General features: G+C 64.9%; 17 protein-coding genes. 5 read left to right on the top strand and 12 right to left on the bottom strand.

Features of this window, described 5'->3' with window-relative positions:
• Positions 1-8: 8 nt before the first annotated feature.
• Both GR138_RS24100 and GR138_RS24095 read left to right on the top strand, forming a co-directional pair.
• Positions 9-1,847 carry a sensor histidine kinase gene (locus GR138_RS24100; protein ID WP_160861820.1) on the top strand — a complete coding sequence of 613 codons (1,839 nt, stop codon included), beginning with the start codon at positions 9-11 and terminating at the stop codon, positions 1,845-1,847.
• Entirely contained in the window at positions 1,844-3,205 is a 1,362-nt protein-coding gene (locus tag GR138_RS24095) for a sigma-54-dependent transcriptional regulator (protein ID WP_160861819.1), read from the top strand. The genes GR138_RS24100 and GR138_RS24095 overlap by 4 nt, the downstream gene beginning before the upstream one ends.
• Positions 3,206-3,230: 25 nt before the next feature.
• Here GR138_RS24095 and GR138_RS24090 read toward each other — a convergent pair whose 3' ends face one another.
• From GR138_RS24090 to GR138_RS24045, 10 genes are read right to left on the bottom strand one after another with little or no spacing between them, the layout of a single operon-like run.
• Positions 3,231-3,986: an SDR family NAD(P)-dependent oxidoreductase gene (locus tag GR138_RS24090; protein WP_160861818.1), complete on the bottom strand. Its 756-nt coding sequence runs from the start codon at positions 3,984-3,986 to the stop codon at positions 3,231-3,233.
• 15 nt (positions 3,987-4,001) lie between these two features.
• Positions 4,002-4,760 carry an SDR family NAD(P)-dependent oxidoreductase gene (locus GR138_RS24085; protein ID WP_160861817.1) on the bottom strand — a complete coding sequence of 253 codons (759 nt, stop codon included), beginning with the start codon at positions 4,758-4,760 and terminating at the stop codon, positions 4,002-4,004.
• A 4-nt stretch (positions 4,761-4,764) separates the two neighbouring features.
• Positions 4,765-5,796 (bottom strand): proline racemase family protein, encoded by a 1,032-nt coding sequence (locus GR138_RS24080; RefSeq protein WP_160861816.1) that lies wholly within the window; start codon positions 5,794-5,796, stop codon positions 4,765-4,767.
• 11 nt (positions 5,797-5,807) lie between these two features.
• Entirely contained in the window at positions 5,808-7,283 is a 1,476-nt protein-coding gene (locus GR138_RS24075; RefSeq protein WP_160861815.1) for an aldehyde dehydrogenase family protein, read from the bottom strand.
• 11 nt (positions 7,284-7,294) lie between these two features.
• A complete protein-coding gene (locus GR138_RS24070) occupies positions 7,295-8,533 on the bottom strand; it encodes an FAD-dependent oxidoreductase (RefSeq protein ID WP_160861814.1) in 1,239 nt (412 codons plus the stop codon).
• A 52-nt stretch (positions 8,534-8,585) separates the two neighbouring features.
• Positions 8,586-9,461, bottom strand: coding sequence for a dihydrodipicolinate synthase family protein (locus tag GR138_RS24065; protein ID WP_160861813.1), 876 nt, complete (start codon positions 9,459-9,461; stop codon positions 8,586-8,588).
• A gap of 10 nt (positions 9,462-9,471) precedes the next feature.
• Positions 9,472-10,137 carry an amino acid ABC transporter permease gene (locus GR138_RS24060; RefSeq protein ID WP_160861812.1) on the bottom strand — a complete coding sequence of 222 codons (666 nt, stop codon included), beginning with the start codon at positions 10,135-10,137 and terminating at the stop codon, positions 9,472-9,474.
• 9 nt (positions 10,138-10,146) lie between these two features.
• On the bottom strand, positions 10,147-10,809 hold the full coding sequence (locus GR138_RS24055) for an ABC transporter permease subunit (RefSeq protein WP_160861811.1): 663 nt from the start codon (positions 10,807-10,809) through the stop codon (positions 10,147-10,149).
• Positions 10,810-10,818: 9 nt separating this feature from the next.
• The gene (locus GR138_RS24050; protein WP_160861810.1) at positions 10,819-11,595 is read right to left on the bottom strand and encodes an amino acid ABC transporter ATP-binding protein; all 777 of its coding nucleotides are present in this window, start codon (positions 11,593-11,595) and stop codon (positions 10,819-10,821) included.
• Between the two features lie 58 nt (positions 11,596-11,653).
• On the bottom strand, positions 11,654-12,487 hold the full coding sequence (locus tag GR138_RS24045) for a substrate-binding periplasmic protein (protein ID WP_160861809.1): 834 nt from the start codon (positions 12,485-12,487) through the stop codon (positions 11,654-11,656).
• Between the two features lie 201 nt (positions 12,488-12,688).
• Here GR138_RS24045 and GR138_RS24040 point away from each other — a divergent pair, with 201 nt between their 5' ends.
• Together GR138_RS24040 and GR138_RS24035 are read left to right on the top strand one after the other, a co-directional pair.
• Positions 12,689-13,408, top strand: a complete 720-nt coding sequence (locus GR138_RS24040; protein ID WP_160861808.1) for an FCD domain-containing protein — start codon at positions 12,689-12,691, stop codon at positions 13,406-13,408.
• 2 nt (positions 13,409-13,410) lie between these two features.
• Positions 13,411-14,199, top strand: a complete 789-nt coding sequence (locus tag GR138_RS24035) for a pyrroline-5-carboxylate reductase (RefSeq protein WP_160861807.1) — start codon at positions 13,411-13,413, stop codon at positions 14,197-14,199.
• A gap of 10 nt (positions 14,200-14,209) precedes the next feature.
• Here GR138_RS24035 and ggt read toward each other — a convergent pair whose 3' ends face one another.
• Positions 14,210-15,802, bottom strand: coding sequence for a gamma-glutamyltransferase (gene ggt, locus GR138_RS24030; protein ID WP_160861806.1), 1,593 nt, complete (start codon positions 15,800-15,802; stop codon positions 14,210-14,212).
• A 58-nt stretch (positions 15,803-15,860) separates the two neighbouring features.
• Positions 15,861-16,730 carry a LysR family transcriptional regulator gene (locus GR138_RS24025; RefSeq protein WP_160861805.1) on the bottom strand — a complete coding sequence of 290 codons (870 nt, stop codon included), beginning with the start codon at positions 16,728-16,730 and terminating at the stop codon, positions 15,861-15,863.
• 91 nt (positions 16,731-16,821) lie between these two features.
• Here GR138_RS24025 and GR138_RS24020 point away from each other — a divergent pair, with 91 nt between their 5' ends.
• The gene (locus tag GR138_RS24020) at positions 16,822-17,811 is read left to right on the top strand and encodes a bile acid:sodium symporter family protein (RefSeq protein WP_160861804.1); all 990 of its coding nucleotides are present in this window, start codon (positions 16,822-16,824) and stop codon (positions 17,809-17,811) included.
• Positions 17,812-17,833: the final 22 nt, after the last annotated feature.

Genomic DNA, 17,833 nt, shown 5'->3' with positions numbered 1-17,833 from the left:
AATTATAAATGCAGGCGCCCTCACCAAACCGCACAGCGGCAGACCTTTCCCGCACAGCACGGCGGCAATGGATCGCTTTCGCCCTTGCCCTCCTGCTGATCACCATCGCGGCACTCCATGCAGCCGGCGTCTATGGCCGGTCCGCGGCCCTGTCGGCGCTGGAGGAACAGGGGCATGCCGATGCCAGTCTCAAGGTCGCGCTGCTGCGCGCCGTGCTGGAACGCCCGCGCGCCCTCCCCTTCCTGCTGTCGCGCGACCGGGACGTCACCGAGGCTTTGGCCGGATCGGACTCCGCCCGGCGTTCCTTTCTCGATCGCAAGCTGGAGGAACTGGTGGCTGGCACCAGTGCTGCGGTGATCTATGTCATCGACACGAAAGGTGTCGCGATTTCAGCGAGCAACTGGCGCGAACCGACGAGTTTCGTGGGCAACGATTATTCGTTTCGCGCCTATTTCTCCCGCGCGATGAAGGACGGCACGGCCGAACATTTTGCGCTCGGCTCGGTCAGCAAACGGCCAGGCCTCTATATTTCGCACCGCATCGGCCCGGCCGCCGCCCCGCTCGGCGTCGTCGTCGTCAAGATGGAGTTCGACCAGCTTGAACGCGACTGGCACGAGACGCGACGCCCCTCCTATATCGTCGATGCGGACCATGTGGTGCTGATCACCAGCATCCCCTCCTGGCGTTTCATGACGACCGAGCCGCTGCCGGCAGAAAACCTTGCGGCCATTCGCGAGAGCCTGCAATTCGGCGAAGCGCCGCTGACGCCGCTGCCCTTCGAGCGGATGGCGGACGGCCTGCTTCGCGCCGTACAGCCGGGCGGCGGCGCAGAAACCTATCTGCGCATCACCGCGCCGGTGGTCTCGACGCCCTGGCAGTTCGAATATCTCGTACCGGTCGCCGGCCCGGTCTCGGCCGGCATGCGCGAGGCGCAGCTTCTCGCCCTCATCGCGATTGGAGTGACCACGATCGCCGCGGCGATCTGGCTGCGCCGCCGCCAGACATCGCTTGCCAACGCCGCCCGTGACCAGGCGGCGCGCGACGAACTGGAGCGCCGCGTGATCGAGCGCACGATGGATCTCAGCCTTGCCCGCGACCACCTGCAAGTCGAAATCGCCGAACATCGGGAAACCGAAACGAAATTGCAGGCCGTGCAGCAGGATCTCGTGCAGGCCAACCGGCTGGCCATTCTCGGTCAGGTCGCGGCCGGTGTGGCGCACGAGATTAATCAGCCGCTCGCCACCATCCGTGCCTATGCCGACAATTCCAAGGTCTTTCTGGCGCGCAGCAAGCCCGAGCCGGTGCTCGAAAATCTCGGCCTCATTGCCGATCTGACGGACCGGATCGCGACGATCACCGAGGACCTGAAGGCGCTGGCGCGCAAGGGCCGGTCGGGTGAGGAACCGGTCGTGCTGCAGGAGGTCATCGACGGTGCCATCATGCTGCTGCGCAGCCGCTTTACCGGCCGGCTTGAGCGGCTGATCATAAGCCCGATGCCCCAGGGTCTTGCCGTCCTGGGTAACCGGCTCAGGCTCGAACAGGTTTTCATCAATCTCTTCCAGAACGCGCTGGAAGCCGTTGCGGAGCGAACGGACGGGCGGGTGGATGTGTCCATCGCGGTCACCGATGGGGAGGTCGCCATTTCAGTGGCCGACAACGGCCCCGGTATTTCACCGACCATTCTGGGCTCGCTCTTCGAGCCCTTCAACACCTCCAAGGAAAAGGGCCTCGGGCTCGGCCTCGTCATCGCCAAGGACATCGTCTCCGACTATGGCGGGCGGCTCGAGGTCGAGACGGATGCCGGCGGGGCCTGCTTCAAGGTCCATCTGCGAAAGGTTCTACCATGACCATGCCCGTCCTCCTCGTCGACGACGACCGGCAGCTTCTGCATGCGACCGCCCAGACGCTGGAACTGGCCGGCTTCGACGTCACGCCGTTCGGTGCCGCCACAGACGCGCTGGCCCGCATCGACAGGACGTTCGCCGGCGTCGTCGTGTCCGATATTCGCATGCCCGGCATGGACGGGCTTCAAATGTTCGAACGCATCGGCGGCATCGACCCGGAAGTTCCGGTGATCCTCGTCACCGGCCACGGCGACATTCCGACGGCCGTCAAGGCCATCCAGGATGGCGTCTACGATTTCATCGCCAAGCCCTTCCCCGCTGAGCGGCTGATCCAGTGTGTGCACCGTGCCGCCGAAAAACGCGGCCTCGTGCTGGAAAACCGCCGCCTCAGGGAGGCAGCCCGGCAGGCCGAGGACGATTTTCCGCTGATCGGCCAGACGCCGGTGATGGACCGTCTGCGCCAGACGCTGCGCCAGATCGCCGACACGGATGTCGACGTGCTGGTGACCGGCGAAACGGGCAGCGGCAAGGAGGTGGTGGCGCGTCTATTGCACGGCTGGAGCCGTCGCTCGAAGGGCAGTTTCGTCGCCCTCAATTGCGGCGCGCTGCCGGAACAGGTGATCGAAAGCGAGCTGTTTGGCCACGAGCCGGGTGCCTTCACCGGCGCCCAGAAGAAGCGCATCGGCCGCATCGAACATTCAAGCGACGGCACGCTCTTCCTCGACGAGTTGGAAAGCATGCCGCTTTCGACCCAGGTGCAGTTGCTGCGCGTGCTCGAAATGCGCGAGGTCACGCCGCTCGGCACCAACGAGGTGCGGCCCGTCGATATCCGCGTCGTCGCGGCGGCCAAGGTCGACCTTGCCGATCCCGAGCAGCGCAAGACGTTCCGCGAGGATCTCTACTACCGCCTGAACGTCATCTCGCTCTCCATCCCGCCGCTGCGCGAGCGCCGGGACGACATTCCGCTTCTCTTCAGTTACTTCGCCGAACGCGCGGCCCAGCGCTTCCAGCGCGACGTGCCGGCCCTTTCCGCCGGCATCCTGCGGCATCTTGCCGATCATGACTGGCCGGGCAATGTGCGTGAACTCGCCCATTTCGCCGAGCGAACCGTGCTGGGCGTGACACCGATGCCGCCTGTGGCGTCCGCGCCCCCGGTGCTCGATGCTGGTGGTACGCTGCCGGAACGGCTGGAGCGGCTGGAGGCGGAGATCATCCGGGACACGCTCTCCACCCATGGCGGCGACGTGCAGGAGACGATTGCCGCCCTCGGCATTCCGCGCAAGACCTTCTACGACAAACTGCAACGCCACGGCATCGTCCGGCGCGCGTTTTCGGGCAAGGCGGACGGGGAAAACCCGTGAGACCCGAAATCCGATAGGCGTCGCGTCAGGCGACAGCCTGCGCCCCGGTGATCTCCACCAAGGAGCCGCACATGAACGCGGCCTCTTCGGAGGCGAGGAAGGCGACAAGGGCCGCGACCTCTTCCGGTTTGCCGATGCGGCCGAAGGGAACGAGCCTGTCGAGATCGGCGATGGTGCGGCCGGAGCGTTTGACGCCGGCCTCCAGCATTGGTGTGTGGATTTCGCCGGGGCAGACGGCGTTGACGCGCACCTTGTCCGGCGCGTAGTCGCGGGCGAGATTTTGCGTGAAGGCGGCGACTGCCGCCTTGGTCGTGTTGTAGGCGATATGGTTCGGCGCGGGATGGAGGCCCCATTGCGAGGCGGTGTTGACGATCGCGCCGCCGCCGGCCGCGATCATGTGCGGCAGCACGGCGCGGCAGAGATGGAACATCGAATCCAGGTTGACGGCGAAGCTCGTGGCCCAATCCTCGTCAGACAGCGACAGCAGATTGCCACGCCGGTTGATGCCGGCATTGTTGACCAGCACGTCGACCCGGCCTTCAAGCGCAAAAGCCTGTTTGACAAGGTTGAAACACGCGTCTTTCCGCGTGATATCTGCGGCAATCACCACCGCGCGACCACCATCCTGCGCGATATCCTGCACCACCGTCGCCGCGGCGTCGCCGTTGACATCCGTTACCACCACCAGCGCGCCCTCGGCAGCCAGCCGCCGCGCAATCGCCGAACCGATGCCGCCGCCGGCCCCGGTGACGACCGCGACCTTGTTCTCGAAACGCTTCATGGAAACCTCCTGATCTTACCGGATGTAACTGCCGCCGTTGACGTCGAGCGTTGCGCCGTTCAGCGAGGCCTGCGAGGGGCGCAGGACGAAGGCGACGAGTTCGGCCACCTCGGCGGGTGACGCCATCTCGCCGATGGGGATGTCCGCGACCGCTACGGACTTGCCGTGCGTGGCGATGAAGTCTTCGGCCATGTCGGTGCGCACCCAGCCGGGGGCGATGGCCACGGCCGTCACGCCATCGGCGCCAAAACTGCGGGCGATGGATTTCGTGAGATTGATTAGCGCTGCCTTGGTCGCGCCATAGGGCATGGCATCGGCCGCATAGCCACGCTGTCCGGCACGGCTCGCCATATTGACGATGCGCCCGCCGCCTGTCGCCTTGAAGTGGCGGATGGCTTCCTTGCAGAGATCGGCGGCGGCGAAGAAGTTGATCTGGAACTCCCGTTGCCACGCGGCTTTCCAGTCTTCGGGCGCAGCGTCGATGAAAATCTCCGTGCGGATGCCGGCATTGTTGACGAGGCCGTGGATGCGTCCGGCGGCGGCGAGCGCCTTTTGCCACAGCGCAAACGGGCCGTCCGGTGCCGCAAGATCCGCTTGCACCAGCAGGCCGTTGCCGTTGATGCGGGCAAGCAGCGCCTCGGCAGCCGCAGCATCGCGCCCATAGTGAATGATCGGCCGGGCGCCCTCTGCCGCCAGGCGCTCGACGATGGCGGCGCCAATGCCGCCCGATGCGCCGGTGACGAGAACGGTCTGTCCCTGCAATGGTTTTTCCATATGTCTACCCCAACAGACCGACCTGCGGTCCCCACGTATCCGACAGCGCGAAACCGGCGGCAAAGGGATCGCCCGGATCGACACGCAGTTGCGAGCGGCCATAGACATAGCCGCGCCCTGTGATGCGCGGCAGCACGGCGCGGCGCCCGCCGATCTCGGCCTCGCCGATCGCCTCGGCCAGAAATTCTCCGCCGATGATGGAGCGGGAGGTGCGGGCATCACCCACCGACACCGCGCCGCGGGCAAACAGCGTGGCGAGATTGGCGGAACTTCCCGTGCCGCAGGGCGACCGGTCGACCCGCCCCGGTTGGAGCGTGGTGCAGGTGCGGATAGCGCCGTCGGGCTCGCGGTCGCGGAACATGACATAGGCGATCTCATCGACGCCACTCAGCGTCGGGTGCCGCACCTTCACCTGATCGGCGAGAAGCCGTTTCAGTTCGATGCCGGCTTCGGCAAGTGCCCTTGCATTGTCCGGCGCGATGACAAGGCCGACCTGGCCGACATCCACCAGCGCATAATAGACGCCGCCGAAGGCGATATCGACCGTGATGCGGCCCCAGGACGTGTCGATGGCGTGATCCAGCAGTTCGGCAAAACTCGGCACGTTGTCGAGGCTGACGGAAAGGCAGCGCCCGCCCTCGCAGCGCGCCCGCGCCACGACAAGGCCGGCCGGCGTATCGAGGCGAACCACGGTCTCAGGCTCGCGCATCGCCACCCGGCCGCTTTCGAGAAGGGCCGTGACGACGCAGATGCAATTGCTGCCGGACATCGGGTGCGCCCGGTCGGCCTGTAGCACGATGAAGCCGGCATCCGCCCCGTCCCGCGTGGGCGCAATGATGAGGTTCACAGACTGGGCAACATGGGCGCGCGGCTCGAAGGTGACGAAGCGGCGCAGACTGTCATCCACCGTGTTGATATGGTTCATCTTGTCGAGCATGGTGGCGCCGGGGATTTCCGGCGCACCGCCCATCAGCACATGGCCAAGCTCGCCCTGGCAATGGACGAGCAGCAGGTCGAGGGATTTTTCGAAATGCATGGCGCCGGCCCCTACTTGATGTACCAGCCCCAGGGTTCTTCGCTCACATATTTCGTGATCTGCTTGGTCTCCAGATAGTTGTCGAGACCCCAGCGGCCGAGTTCTCGGCCGATGCCGGATTCCTTGTAACCGCCCCAGGGCGCTTCGGTGAAGGTCGGCTGCGAGCAGTTGATCCAGACGATGCCAGCGCGGAAGGCCTTCGCCACGCGCTCGGCACGTGCATCGTCCGCCGACATGACGGCGGCGGCGAGACCGAAGCGGCTGTCGTTGGCGAGAGCGATCGCCTCCTCTTCCGACGTGAAAGGACGCAGGCAGACGACCGGTCCGAAAATCTCTTCCCTCCAGGCGGCGCTGTCGAGCGGCACGTCGGTCAGAACGGTCGGGCGAAGATAATAGCCCTTATCAAAACCCTCCGGCCGCGTGCCGCCGCAGGCCACCGTCGCGCCCGCCACCTTCGCCGCCTCGATGGCGGCGACGACCTGTTCGTACTGTTTCTTCGAGACGAGCGGGCCGAGCAGCACACCGTCCTCAAGGCCGCTGCCGATGCGGATGCGGCTCGTCTCCTCGATCAGCCGCGCCAGCAGCCTTTCGTAGATGCCCTGCTGCACCAGCACACGCGAGGTGGCGGAGCAGACCTGGCCCTGGTTCCAGAAGATGCCGAAGAGGATCCACTCCACGGCCTTTTCGATGTCGCTGTCATCGAAGACGACGAAGGGCGACTTGCCGCCGAGTTCGAGGCTGATGCGCTTGATGTCGCGGGCGGCGGCGGCCATGATCTTCGAGCCGACCGGGCCGGAGCCGGTGAAGGCGAGTTTGTCGACCTGGCTGTGATCGATGATCGCCTGGCCGGCGACGGAGCCCGCGCCGGTGACGATGTTGAGCACGCCGGGCGGCAGGCCGGCCTCGTCGGCGATGGCCGCAAGTTCCAGCGCGGTCAGCGAGGTGATCTCGGCGGGCTTCAACACGACCGTGCAGCCGGCGGCGAGCGCCGGGGCGACCTTCCAAGATGCCATCAGCAGTGGGTAATTCCACGGGATGATGGCGCCGGCGACACCGATCGGCTCACGCACCGCCTTGGACGTAAAACGATCGTCGGCAAGCGGAATGGGCTCTTCCGGATTGGTGTCGAGCTGCTCGGCAAGGCCGGCATAGAAGTCGAAGCAGCCGGCCGCGTCGGCAATGTCCCAGGCGGCTTCCGGGAAGGGCTTGCCGTTGTCGATGACTTCGAGGCCGGCGATCTCGGCCTGCCGGGCGCGGATGCCGGCGGCGATGGCGCGCAGGTATTTTGCCCGCTCGGCGCCCGATGTCTCTGGCCAGCCGTCCACGTCGAAAGCGCGGCGGGCGGCTTTGACGGCCGCGTCGACATCCTCGGCGGTGGCGGCGGCGATATGGTGGATCACCGCCTCCGTCGCCGGATTGATCACCTCGAAGGTTCCGCCGTCGGACGAGGCTTTCCACTTGCCGTCGATATAGAGTTCGCTACGCATGAAAAATCCTTTCAGAAACGGTCGACGCGGTAAGGTTTGAGGTCGATGGCCGGCTTGGCGCCCGTCACGAGATCGGCAATCAGCCGACCTGTCGTGGCGGCGTAGGTTAGACCGAGATGGCCGTGGCCGGTAGCATACAGTACGTTCCTGAGCCTTGCCGATGGGCCTATGACCGGTACGGTGTCCGGCAAGGCGGGGCGATGGCCCATCCATTCGCTCGTCTGTTCGGCCTTGAGGTTTGGCAGCGCTTCCTTCGCGCGTTTGACCAATATTCTGGCGCGGCGGTAATCCGGTGACGCATCGAGGCCGGCCATCTCGACCGTACCGCCGACGCGGATGCCGCCGGCCGTTGGTGTCACCATGAAGGCGCGGGCGGGCCAGATGATCGAGTGGCGCATGGAAATGCCGGGCGCCATGATCTGCGTGTGGTAGCCGCGCTCGGTTTCGAGCGGGATGGGCTCGCCGAGCAGTTTCGACAGGCGCCCCGTGAAGGCGCCGGCCGCCAGCACGACACGGTAGGCGGCGAGACGGCGGCCATCGGCCAGCCGCAGCGCCGAAACGCTCCCCTCGCCTTCATCGAAGCCGACGACGTCGCCGGTCTGGATCACGCCGCCCAAGGCCTGGAACTGTGCTGCAAGTGCCGTCACCAGCTTATAGGGATCGGCAATGGAGCGGTTGTCGGGGAAGCGCACGGCCTTGGCGATCGTCGTCGTCAAGGCCGGTTCGAGATCGCGGATGGCATTGCCGCCGAGGATGTCGTGGCGGAAGCCGAAGCGTTCGAGGATGTCGATGTGTTCGCGGTCGGCGCGGAATTCCGCCTCGTCGGCATAGAGGCTGAGACAACCTTCCGTGCTCAGCATCGAGGTGAGGCCGGTTTCCCTCAACAGGGCATCGAGATCTTCATGGACGCGGCCGCAAAGTGCTGCTCCTGCCGCCTCCAGTTCGCGCAGTTTCGAAGGACGGCTGGCCGCCAGGAAGCGCAGGAACCACGGCACGAGTTTCGGCATATAGGCGGGCCGAATGCGTACCGGCCCCTCCGGATCGAGCAGCCATTTCGGCATCTGCGCCCACACGCCGGGGCGCGAGGCGGGCATGAACTCGGTGACGGCGATGCTCGCCATATTGCCGTAGGAGGCGCCCTTGCCGGGCGCATCGCGGTCGACCAGCGTCACGGCAAAACCGCGGCGCTGGAGAGCGTAGGCGATGGTGGTGCCGATAATGCCGGCGCCGACAACGGCAATGGATGACACGGGACTGCTCCTGGGACGAAGCGCCGGAGGCAGTGCCTCCGGCTCGGTATCGTCAGTTGAGGATCGGCGCGATGGCCGCGCGGAAATCGACCTTTTCCGACTCGGTCAGTTCGCCGAGCGGCGCACGGCAGGTACCGACCGGCGTGCCCTGGAGCTCGCAACCATATTTGATCTTTTGCACGAACTTCCCGCTCTCCAGGATGTTCATGGCCCGGTAGAGTACCGTCATCTTCTCCCGTGCCTTGGCAAGGTCACCTGAGCGGAAGGTCCGGTCGAGATCGACGCAGGCCTCCGCCATGCAGTTCGCCGGGCCGCAGATCCAGCAATCGGCGCCCCAGAACATGAAGTCGAGCGCGATATCGTCCGAGCCGGAGATGAGGTCGATACGGCCGTTATAGCGGGCGTGAATATCGACGGCGCGCTGCAGCACGCCCGAGCTTTCCTTGATGCCGATGACGCGCGGGTCGTCCGCCAGCGCATCCATCAGATCGAAGCCGATCTCGATGCCGTCCTTCGGCGGGTAGTTGTACATCACCAGATTGACGTCGGCGGCGTCGAGCACCGCGCGGTAATGGGCGAGAAGCTCGTCCTGCGTCGGGCGCGTGTAGAAGGGGGTGGCAAGCAGCACGGTGTCATAGCCGATTTCCTTGGCGCGCAAGGTGTTCTCGATGACCTCGCGGGTGGCGGGCGCATTGGTGCCGGCGATCAGCGCCTCGCCTTCCTTGGCGAAATCCTTGACGAACTTCAGCACGTCCTCGCGCTCGTCGTTCGACATGGAGAAATATTCGCCGGTCGAGCCCAGCGGCACCCAGCCGGTGACGCCTGCGGCGCGAAGGTTGGTCAGGTGTTTTTCGAAAGCCTTGAAGTCGACCCGGTTGTTGGCGTCGAAGGGGGTGACGAGGGCGGGCATAACGCCGGACAGTTTCATGGTTTTTCTCCTAGATGGCGAGTTTCTTGAGGATGCGGCCTTCGATGAGCGTGACGGCGCGTGTCAGCGGGAAGGCGATGGCGAAGTAGATGAGCGCGACGATGGTCAGCACCTCGACGGGTCGGGCCGTGTTGTTGGAAATGTTCTGGCCGACGAACATCAGGTCGGCCATGCCGACGGCCGAGACGAGCGCGCTTTCCTTGAACAGGCTGACGCAGTTGGACAGCAGTGTTGGAACGGCGCGCAGCACTGCTTGTGGCAGGATCACATTGACCACTTGAACGTGGCGCGGCAGGCCGAGCGCAATGCAGGCGTCCAGCTGCTCGCGGCCGACGGACTTCAACGATGCGCGAAAGGTCTCGCTGGTGATGGCGCCCATGTAGAGCGTCAGCGCGATGACGCCGGAGGCGAGGTTCGAGAGTTCGACGCCGAGAACCAGTGGCAGGCAGAAGAAGATCCAGAACAGCTGGATCAGCACCGGCGTTCCCCGGAAAAATTCGACATAGACGCTGGCAATGCCGCGGACGATGATGCTCGGCGAGGTTCGGGCGAGACCGACAAGGAAGCCGAGCGAGCAGCCGAGCACGACGCAGATCAGCGTCAGCTTGATCGTCGTCCAGAGGCCGACGGCGAGCGCTTCCTGGAAGCGGAGAAGAACGGAGAAATCGAGCGTCATGCTTTCCTCCTAGCTCGTCAGGACCTGGCGGCGGCGTTCGAGCCAGCCGACGACCTGCGTGACGGGGAACGATACCGCGAAGTAGATGAGTGCCGCGATGGTGAAGGTCTCGATCGGGCGGTAGGTCTCGGTGGCGAGCGTCTTTGCCTGGTACATGAGATCCTGCACCGCGACGATGGCGACCAGTGCGCTTTGCTGGAAGATGACGATGCCGTTGGTCAACAGCACGGGAATGGAAGCGCGCAGCGCATTGGGCAGCACGATGTAGAACACGCGTTGGAAAGGGTTCAGCCCGAGCGCGATGCCGGCATCGACCTGCTCGCGCGGCACGGCCTGGATTGCGGCGCGATAGGCCTCGGCGTTGAAGGCCATGAGGTTGAGGCCAAGCGCGAGGATGCCCATCGTCATCGAGCCGAGGAAGACGTTGAACAGCATGGGCACGCAGTAGAAGAACCAGACGATCTGCACGATCGCTGGTGTGCAACGGAAGAACTCGACGAAAAGCGTTGCCGGCCAGCGAATGACGGCGATGCGGCTCATGAGCAAAAGCGCCAGCGGAAAGCCGAGAATGACGCCGATGAGATTGGCCGCGACCGTCAGCTCCAGCGTGACGATCAGGCCCTCGATTAGCGGACCGAGCGAGACGGCGTTGAAATCGAACGTATAGTTCACCGCTGCCCCCTATTGCTTGATGTGGAAGACGCGGTCGATGAACTCGCGCGTGCGCTCCTCGCGCGGCGCGCCCAGCACCTGCTCGGGCGGACCGTCCTCGACCACCACGCCGCCGGCGCAGAAGATGACACGCGAGGCGATGTTCTTGGCGAACCACATGTCGTGGGTGACGATCATCATCGGCAGGTTCTGGTTCGCAAGCTGCAGGATGACCTGCTCGACCTCGGCCACCAGCTCCGGATCGAGCGCCGAGGTCACCTCGTCGAACAGCATCAGCTTCGGATCGAGCATCAGGGCGCGGGCAATCGCGACACGCTGCTTCTGTCCGCCGGAAAGCTGGGCGGGGAAGGCATTCGCCTTGGCGCCGAGGCCGAAGCGTTCAAGCAGCGCCTGCGCCCGCTGCAGGGCACTCGCCTTCTTCTCGCCGCGCACCTTGCACGGGGCGAGCACGAGATTCTGGATGACGCTCAGATGGGGAAACAGCGTGTAGTGCTGGAACACCATGCCGATGGAGCGGCGCACCTCGGTGTCGATGACCGTCTTCGCCGCCAGATCGGATGAGGAGATATAGGGCTTGCCTCCGAAGGTGATGGCGCCACTGTCGATCTTTTCGAGGCCCATCATCACGCGCAGCAACGTCGACTTGCCGCCGCCCGAGGGGCCAATGACAACGACGCGCTCGCCGGGCTTCATCTCGATATCGAGACCCTTCAGCACCTGAATGTGCGGGCCGTAGCTCTTGTGCAGCGACTGAATGGAAACAAGCGGAGCGGATGCGGCGGTCATGCGGATTCTCCAGCCGGGACGGGGGCGGGAAGCCGGGCGAACCCGGCCCCCCGATCGTTCAGTTCGAAGCCTTGAGCACGTCGTCGACGGCCTTCTTGATCAGCGCGTCGACATGGCCGGTTGCGACGCGTTCTTCGAGGAAGATGTTGACCACTTCGACATCGGAGGCGACGAGCTGGTGGGGCAGGCCGAAGGCGACGCCCTGCTTGGCGAGCGCCGGAGTGGGGTTCAGCGCGACCGCCCAATCCGGGTTCGACTGGGTAAAGAGCTGGTTGGTGTCGGAGGCATCGACCAGGATGTCGGCGCGGCGGGAGACGACGGCAAGGCGTGTCTCGTCATTGCCGGGCAGGCGCAGGATCGTCGCGTTCTTGACGGCAGCGGAGATTGCCTTGTCCTGCGCCGTGCCGGACATGACGGCGAGCGTGACATCGGCCTTGTCGATATCGGCGACCGCAGCAGCGCCGGCCGGAATCTTCGGGTTCTCCTTGTTGTAGGCGAGCGAGATCTGGTACTCCATCGCCGGGATGGAGAACTGCACCGCCATGGCGCGGGCCGGCGTGCGGTTCAATGCCAGCGAGACGTCCCATTTTCCGGCCTGAAGGCCTGCGACGATGTTATCCCAGGTCGTATCGACGAATTCCGGCTTGACCTTCAGCACCTCGGCAAACTCGCGGCACAGATCGGCGAAGAAGCCGGAATATTCGCCGCTTGCCGGGTCGCGCATCACATAGGGCGGGGCGACGGCGGCGCCGCAGCGCAGCGTGCCGCTTTTCTGGACACCCTGCCAGTAACCTTCGGCCGTCTGGGCCGATGCATTAGTGGTCGAAAGGCCCGCCAGCAGGGCGAGCGCGGCCGTCGCCCGCAGAGCGGACGTCATCACTGTCGAAAGCATGTGCATTCCCCATTTTTGAGCGCTGGATCAGCGCGGTTCCACCCGTCGGCTTTGGCCGTTCATTTGGTCTTTTTATGTCGGCTCCGTGTCGACTTGATAATTTATGTCGTCTACGTGTCGACAAAGTCAAGCGGAAATTTTACGATTGCTGCGCGCCGGTTTTTCTGGCCCAATGGCCGTGAAATGCGGAAAGGGACGTAAGTGTCTGACGAAATTGAAATGAAACGGGTGCGCGGCACGGGCTGGAAAAGCGTCTACGACACGCTGCGCAACGAGATCCTTGCGCTGGTCCTTCCGCCCGGCCAGTTGCTCGACGAAACGACGCTGGCGGAGCGCTTCGACATGTCGCGCTCGCCGGTGCGCGAGGCACTGATCCGCCTTGCCGGCGAGGACCTGGTGGTGACGCTCTCCAACCGCAGCACCATCGTCGCGCCCATCGAGGTGGCAAGCTTTCCGAAATATGTCGAGGCCCTCGACGTCGCCCAGCGCATGAACACCCGGCTTGCCGCGGCGTTGCGTACGGATGCGGACCTCAAGATCATCGCCAAGCGGCAGAAGGAATTCGAGGCGGCGGTGAAGACCGGCCAGCACCTGAAGATGTCGGAGGCCAACAAGCAGTTCCACATGGCCGTCGCCTATGCCGGCAAGAACGCCTATCTCGCCTCCTTCTACGAGCGGCTGCTCAACCAGGGCCAGCGCATGCTGCATCTGCATTTCGAATATCTGGAGCGCACCGGCGATGGCTACCTTCTGACGGACGAGCACGAACTGATGCTGGACGCGATCCGCGCCAAGAATGTCGAGCGGGCCGACGAACTGGCCCATGCGCACACGCGGCAGTTCCAGGACAATTTCATCGCGTTTCTGCGCGAAAACTACACGACCGACGTCTCCTTCGGTCCCCTTGCTGCTGCGGAATGATCATGCCCTTGCCCCGGAAAATCGGATTCATCGGAACCGGCGCCATCACCGACGCCATGGTGCGCGGCCTCCTCGCCGCACCCGCGGCCGTGCCGCATGTCATGGTGTCACAGCGCAGCGCCGACATTTCGGCGAGGCTCGCCGCCGATTTCCCGGCCGTGCTTGTCTCGAGCGACAACCAGGCGATCGTCGACGGCTGCGATACGGTCGTGCTGGCCATCCGCCCGCAGATCGCCGAGGAGGTCATCCGACCCCTGCGGTTTTGCGACGGCCAGACGGTTATCAGCGTGGTCGCGGCCACCGGCCGCGCCGCTCTGCTCGACTGGATCGGCGCGGATGTACGCCTTTCCCAGGCGATCCCCCTGCCGTTCGTCGCACGGCGCAAGGGCGTTACCGCCGTCTATCCGCCGGACGCGGATACCGCCGCGGTCTTCAACGTGCTGGGCAATGCCGTCGAATGCGAGACGAAAGCCGAATATGATCTGCTCGCCGCCGTCAGCGCCCTGATGGCCACCTATTTCGGCATCCTGCACCGCACGACCGAATGGCTGGCGGATAACGGCCTGCCGGAGGAGAAGGGTCGCGCCTACCTCGCGCCTCTGTTTTCCAGCCTTTCAGAGACAGCCCTCCTTGCCGGCAAGGATGTCGACTTCATCGCGATGAGCCATGAATTCGCCACCAAGGGCGGCCTGAACGAGCAGGTCTTTCAGGATTTCGATCGCAAGGGCGGATCCGACGCGCTGAAGCAGGCGCTGGACCGCGTCCTCAACCGCATCACCGGTTCCGCCTGAAGGCATCCCCTCAAAGGCCGAGCGCGACACCATCCTTGCGCGATTCCGAGCCACCGATCAGCGTGCCGTTTTCCCAGTCGATGCGGATCGCCTGCGCGCCGCCGATCGGGTCCTCGGTCGGAACGAGGTCAAAGCCGCGACGCGTCAGTTCTTCCGCCGTCGCCGTCGGCAGCGTGCCTTCGGCCTCCACGCGCGTTCCATCCGGGCGCGGCATCACCCGCGGCAGGTCGATGGCCTCCTGCAAGTCCATGCCATAGTCGAAGACCTTGGAAAGAAGATGGGCGTGGCCCATCGCCTGGTAGTAGCCGCCCATCACGCCGAAGGGCATCTCCACCCGGCCGCCGCGCGTCACCATGCCGGGAATGATGGTGTGCAGGGGGCGTTTCAGCGGTGCAACGGCATTGGGATGGCCGGGCTTTACCGAGAAACTCTGGCCCCGGTTGTGCAGCACCACACCCGAGCGCGGCGCGACGAGACCGGTGCCGAAACTGTAGAACACCGAGTTGATGAAGCTGACGGCGTTGCGGTCGCGGTCCACGACGGAAATGTAGACCGTGTCGCGATGCAGCGGCATGTCGAACGCCGGCAGGTCGGTCAGCGCGTGGCGAAGGTCGATCATCGACGCCAGCCGGTCGGCCAGCTCATCCGACAGGATCTCCTCCACCGGCACCTCCGCCTTGTCCGGATCGGCGATCCAGGCATCGCGCGCGGCATAGGCAAGCCGCGTCGCCTCGATTTCGATATGGAGCCGATCGGGCGATTGCGGATCGCCCTTGGCGTCGAAGCGGCTCAGGATGTTGAGGATCAGCAGCGCGATGATGCCCTGGCCGTTCGGCGGGCATTCGTGCACGGTATGGCCACGGAAATCGGTGGTGACGGGCGTGACATACTCACCCGATGCACCGGCAAAATCCTCCAGAGTGTGCACCCCACCGAGTGAGCGCAGGTAGGAGACCATGTCCTCGGCGACCGGCCCGGTATAGAAGCCGTCGCGCCCGTCTGTGGCGATACGCTTCAGGGTCGCGGCAAGCTCCGGCTGGCGGTGCACCTCGCCGATCCGCGGCGCGCGCCCCGCCGGCAGGAAAATGCGCGCAGCCGTCGGGTCGGCCGCCAGGACCGTCTCCTCCAGCGTCCAGTCGCGGTGAACGCGCGGGCTGATGCCGTAGCCGTCTTCGGCAAACCGGATGGCCGGTGCGAGCACATCGGCGAACGGCATCCGGCCGTGATCGGCATGGAGCCGCGCCCACGCATCGATGGCGCCCGGGATCGTCACCGCGGCGGGAGATTGCCGCGGGACCTCGTCAAGGCCGCGCTCGGTGAACCAGTCGAGTGTCAGCGCTGCCGGCGTGCGGCCCGACCCGTTATAGGCGATGACCTGGTCCGAGCCGTTTGGCGCGAACAGCACGAAACAATCGCCGCCGATGCCGGTCGAACCGGGCTCGACGGCGCATTGTACGGCCGAGGCGGCGATGGCGGCATCCATCGCGTTGCCGCCGGCCTCCATGATCTGGAGCGCCGCAAGGGTCGCCGACGGATGCGAGGTCGCTGCCATCGTCTGACGGGACACGGCGACGGATCGCGTCGGCCTTTCGAAATTGCGCATTTTTAGTTTCCTCCGGGTATCAGTGTCGTCTCGGGCGAGCGTGCTATCGCGCCCCGTATCAGGATGTTTCGTGTCGCAGGGCAAAGCCCTTGCCGAACCGGTCGCGCACCTTGCGCGAGAAGGCGGTGACGGTGGCGTGATCGGCCGAACGTGATGTCACCAGCACGAACTCCACGTCCTCCAGTGCCGGCAAAGCCGGCGGGACAATCTCGCGAAGGCCGGCGGGCGCCAGGCTGCGCGGCTGGACGAGCACTCCCATGCCGGCCCGCGCCGCAGCGGTCAGGCCACTGAGGCTCTGGCACGAGCAGACGATACGCCACGGGGTGCCGTTGCGCTCCAGCGCTTCCATCAGAAGCAGGCGCGTCAGGCTCGGCGGCGGGAACACGATGAGCGGCAATGCCGGTTTTGCCAGCACCGCCTCCGGATCGCTGGCAAGCCAGACGAGTGGTTCGCGCAGGATGGCATCGCCGCGCTGTTCGCCGATCCGGCGTTTGGCCATGACGAGGTCGAGTTCACCGCGATCCTGCATCTCGGCCAGTGTCTTGGAGAGCGCGACGGAAAGCTGGAGATCGACGGAGGGATAGTCGGCGATGAAGTCTTCCAGCAGCCCCGGCAACTGACCGCTGACGAGGTCCTCCGAGATGCCGAAGCGGAACGGTCCGCGCGGCGCATCCGCATCGAACTGGGCGGCCGCCTGCCGCTCGAGGGCGAGAAGCTGCCGGGCATGCGGCAACAGCGCCTCCCCATCCACCGTCAGCCGGACGAGATGGGTGTCGCGGTCAACGAGCCGCCGCCCCAGCCCGCGCTCCAGCCGCTGCAGGTGCTGGCTGACCGTCGACTGGCCGAGCTTCAGCCTCTCGGCGGCAAGCGTGAAACTTTTCGTCTGGGCCACCATGACGAAGCTGCGCAACTGGACGAGATCAAGCATATCACGTTCCATGATAAGCCTTATTGTTTGCATCGTAAAATAGGATAGCTAAAAATACCGGCCTGTCGAGATCTCAACAATACGCACCGAGATGAAACGCCTTCTTCCCGATACCTTCACCTGGCTCCTCATCGGCGCCGTCCTCCTCGCGTCCCTGCTGCCGATCTCCGGTGTGGCGGCGGAGTGGTTCGGCGTCGCGACCAACATCGCCATCGCCCTCCTGTTCTTCCTGCACGGTGCGCGTCTCTCCACCGACGTGGTGGTTGCCGGTTTCCTGCACTGGCGCCTGCAACTCTTCATCCTCGTCACGACGTTCGCGGTTTTCCCGCTGCTCGGCCTCGGCCTTGGTCTCTTCTCGCCCTGGCTGATCGACCAGCCACTCTATCTCGGTCTGCTGTTCCTCTGTGTCCTGCCATCGACGGTGCAGTCGTCGATCGCTTTCACCTCGATTGCCGGGGGCAACGTGCCAGCGGCGATCTGCGCCGCTTCGACGTCGAACATTCTCGGGATTTTCCTGACACCCGCCCTCGTCGCCCTGCTGTTTTCGGCGGGCGGCCATGTCGGCGTGTCCTTCGATATGGTCTGGAAGATCATGCTGCAGCTTTTCCTGCCCTTCATCGCAGGCCAGTTGCTGCAACCCTTCATCGGCAACTGGGTGCGCTCGAAAAAGACGCTGCTGACGCCCTTCGACCGCGGCTCCATCCTCATGGTCGTCTACCTCGCCTTCTCCGAGGCGGTGACGGAGGGAATCTGGCGGCGGCTGGCGGTGGAAGATCTCGCCCTCCTCCTCGTCATCGACAGCCTGCTGCTTGCGGTGATCCTCGTCATCACGAGCCTCGGCGGAAAACTGTTCGGCTTCAACCGTGAAGACCGCATCACGGCCGTCTTCTGCGGCTCGAAAAAGAGCCTCGCCAGCGGCGTGCCGATGGCGAGCGTCATCTTCGCCGGGCAGTCGATCGGCGCGATCGTGCTGCCGCTGATGCTCTTCCACCAGATCCAGTTGATGGTCTGCGCCTGGCTCGCCCGCGTCTATGCCGATCGGCAGAAAACCCTTGAGGCCAAGCCTGCTCCTGCCGGCTGACACCAGACGGTCGCGGCAGCTC

It is taken from the genome of Shinella kummerowiae (genome assembly GCF_009827055.1).
GTDB lineage: Bacteria > Pseudomonadota > Alphaproteobacteria > Rhizobiales > Rhizobiaceae > Shinella > Shinella kummerowiae.
This window is presented reverse-complemented; position numbering and strand designations above follow the sequence as displayed.